The 2,858-nt window shown below is 64.0% G+C and carries 5 protein-coding genes and 1 pseudogene; 2 read left to right on the plus strand and 4 right to left on the minus strand.

Annotated features, from left to right (window positions below; all coding sequences use genetic code 11):
* Positions 1-225 (minus strand): annotated as a pseudogene (locus tag VF649_RS01200) (histidine--tRNA ligase); the annotation flags it as partial.
* 175 nt (positions 226-400) lie between these two features.
* Here VF649_RS01200 and ppa point away from each other — a divergent pair.
* Positions 401-994: an inorganic diphosphatase gene (gene ppa / locus VF649_RS01205; protein WP_331010131.1), complete on the plus strand. Its 594-nt coding sequence runs from the start codon at positions 401-403 to the stop codon at positions 992-994.
* A 63-nt stretch (positions 995-1,057) separates the two neighbouring features.
* On the opposite strand, the gene VF649_RS01210 is transcribed toward ppa, so the two are convergent.
* The 3 genes from VF649_RS01210 to VF649_RS01220 are packed head-to-tail and all read right to left on the minus strand — an operon-like array spanning position 1,058 to position 2,036.
* The gene (locus tag VF649_RS01210; RefSeq protein ID WP_331010132.1) at positions 1,058-1,375 is read right to left on the minus strand and encodes a multidrug efflux SMR transporter; all 318 of its coding nucleotides are present in this window, start codon (positions 1,373-1,375) and stop codon (positions 1,058-1,060) included.
* Between the two features lie 2 nt (positions 1,376-1,377).
* Entirely contained in the window at positions 1,378-1,752 is a 375-nt protein-coding gene (locus tag VF649_RS01215; RefSeq protein WP_331010133.1) for an acyl-CoA thioesterase, read from the minus strand.
* Positions 1,749-2,036 (minus strand): hypothetical protein, encoded by a 288-nt coding sequence (locus VF649_RS01220; protein ID WP_331010134.1) that lies wholly within the window; start codon positions 2,034-2,036, stop codon positions 1,749-1,751. The genes VF649_RS01215 and VF649_RS01220 overlap by 4 nt, the downstream gene beginning before the upstream one ends.
* A 125-nt stretch (positions 2,037-2,161) precedes the next feature.
* Between VF649_RS01220 and VF649_RS01225 the strand changes: the two genes are divergently transcribed.
* A complete protein-coding gene (locus VF649_RS01225; RefSeq protein WP_331010135.1) occupies positions 2,162-2,590 on the plus strand; it encodes a CBS domain-containing protein in 429 nt (142 codons plus the stop codon).
* Positions 2,591-2,858 lie beyond the last annotated feature (268 nt).

The following is a 2,858-nucleotide window of genomic DNA, read 5'->3' on the forward strand; positions in this document are numbered from 1 at the left end:
ACGATCCTCGAAGGAATACATTTCCTTCGACACGACGTCAGTGGTTTCCCCCAGCGACCGCGCGAAGACCGCCGTGGATTCGAACACGGGAATCTCCACCCGACGAAACCCGTAGAGCCGGCGGACGCGGTCGAACGCAGCGACGACATGGTGAAAACGCTCGGCGGTGTCGCCCAGCATGTCCTGGGTGCCGCGGATGGGGCGGGGGGTCGCGATCTTGGTCATGGTCGGCCGGCGTCCTAGAACGGATCGTGGCCGCGGGAAACCATTGTCGATGCGGTCGCGGTCGCATGCGCCACCGACGGCAACGTCCGACGATCCGCACCGGTCGCGGGGGTAGGCCGCACCGTACAGGAAAATCACCCTTGAGCGTCGGCAGGCGGCACGATATCCCCGCGGCATGAACATCGAATATATTCCGATCGGCGATGATCCGCCGCACAGCCTCAACGTCATCATCGAGGTGCCCGTCGGGGGCGAGCCGGTGAAGTATGAGTTCGACAAGAAGTCGGGCGCGCTCTTCGTCGATCGCATCCTGCATACGCCGATGCGGTATCCGGCCAATTATGGCTTCGTACCCCACACGCTGTCGCCCGATGGCGATCCGCTGGATGCATTGGTGGTCGCGCGGTCGCCGTTCATTCCGGGATCGGTAGTGCGCGTGCGTCCGATCGCGGTGTTGAAGCTGGAAGACGAAGCCGGCGGCGACGAGAAGCTGCTGACGGTGCCGGTCGATGCGACCTTTCCTTATTACAGCAAGATCAGCGAAAGCTCGGACATGCCCGAGATCGTGATGCAGCAGATCGAGCATTTCTTCACCCATTACAAGGATTTGGAGAAGAAGAAGTGGGTCCGCGTCGGCCAGTGGGGCGATACGGCCGAAGCCAAGCGCATCATCGTCGAAGCGATCGAAGCCGCCAAGGTCGCCAAGTCGACGGGCCAGGAGCCTGCCAAGCATCTCCGCCGCGAAACCGACAAGGCGAATCAGGCCTGAACCCGGGCCTGAACCAGGCTTGAGGAACTGTCGCACGGGCCGGTGGACCCGACCGTGCGACAGTTACCCCGCGCTCAGCTTGAGCCCGGCGATGCACGCCACCACGGCCAGGATCAGCGCGATCCGCAAGGGCGTGACCGGTTCGCCGAACCAGATCATCCCGACGATCACGGTGCCAAGCGCGCCGATCCCGCCCCAGATGGCATAGGCGGTACCCATCGGAATGCTGCGCGCGGCGATCTCCAGCAACGTCATCGACATGCCGACGGACGCCAGGAACCCCAACGTCCAGGGCAGGCTGCGGAAACCGGCGACGAACCGCAGGCAGGTGGTGAACCCAACCTCGAACAGGCCGCCCAGGATCAGCAGTGCCCAGGCCATGGCTATTCCGTCGGCAGGGGGCGTGGCCGGTGATTCTCGTCGAGCGCGACGAAGGTGAACATGCCTTCGGTCACCTTCACCTGACGCCGGCCGCGATCCCGACTGGCGATCACCTCGATCCGGATCTTCATGGACGTGCGGCCACGATGCGCCACCACCGCATAGACCGAGATGATGTCCAGCAGGAGGATCGGCTGCAGAAACGCCATCGCATCGATCGCGACGGTCGCGACCGCGCCGTCCGCGGTTCGGCCGGCCACGATGCCCGCGGCGATATCCATCTGACTCAGTACCCAGCCGCCGAAGATATGACCGTTGGCGTTGATGTCACCGGGGCCGGGTACCACCCGCAGGACGGGTTCGGGCGTGGATGTCATGGTTCTTCCTCATGCGTGGCGGCGTCGGCGTCGTGCCCGCTGCCGGAACTCAGAAATACCAGCCCCATCAGCGCGGTGCCGAGCAGGACCGTGCCGCCGACGCCGGCCGCGGTGGCGATCATCAGGTGAAGCGTCAACGGTGCACCCGACAATTTCAGGTAGAGCAGCGCGACCACGATCGCGGCCGCGGCGAACAGCAGCATCCAGCGCATGACGCGGCGGTATCGTCCCCAGGCGAAGGCGGCATAATCAGGATCGGACAGCCGGTTGCGGCGATCGTCCATGGCGGCATCCTTCGTCCATACGGGTCGCGCAGATGCGCGTAGCCTGTGGCCTTATGCCGAAGCCGGGCGCATCATCAAGCCGGCGGACGCCGATGGTGCCGTCATGGGAAGAGGAGGCATTGACAATGACAATCGCGAAAATCCTGCGTGGCCGTGACGGAACGGTCATGTCGGTCCAGACCGGAACCGCGGTAGCCGACGTTGTACGGTTGCTTGCCGAGCACCGCATCGGCGCAGTTCCGGTCATGACCGGTGATCAGGTGGCCGGGATCCTGTCCGAACGCGATATCGTCTACCGGCTGGCGGCCGAGGGCGCGGCGCTGATCGAACGGACGGCGGGTGATGTCATGACTGCGCCGGCGATCACCGTGACGTCGGACATGCCGATCCTGGTGGCGCTGTCGTTGATGACGCGGCGCCGGATCCGCCATCTTCCGGTCGTCGACGGCGACCATATGGTCGGCTTCGTTTCGATCGGTGACCTGGTGAAGCACCGCATCGACGGGATCGAAGCCGAAGCCTCCGCGCTGCGCGACTATATCAGCTCCAGCTGAGCGATCGGCCGGCCTGATTCGGACAACGCTGTCGGAGTCGGCGCATCCGGACCCGTTCTCGATCGGACGCGACCGCTGTTCAAGCCACCGCAAAACCCCGGTTTTACCGGGTTTTGCACGGAACCATCACAAAACTGCAATTTCTGTCTTGACCCTTTCGTGGGTGTCGCCTAGATCTCTGTTTGTCAGCGGCGCTCTCCTGGAAACGGGGTTGGGGTGCTGGACGGCGCTTTTACCTTTGATCGCTTTGAGTGGTCATCCTGAACCG

This window comes from Sphingomonas sp., assembly GCF_036387535.1.
Lineage (GTDB): Bacteria > Pseudomonadota > Alphaproteobacteria > Sphingomonadales > Sphingomonadaceae > Sphingomonas_R.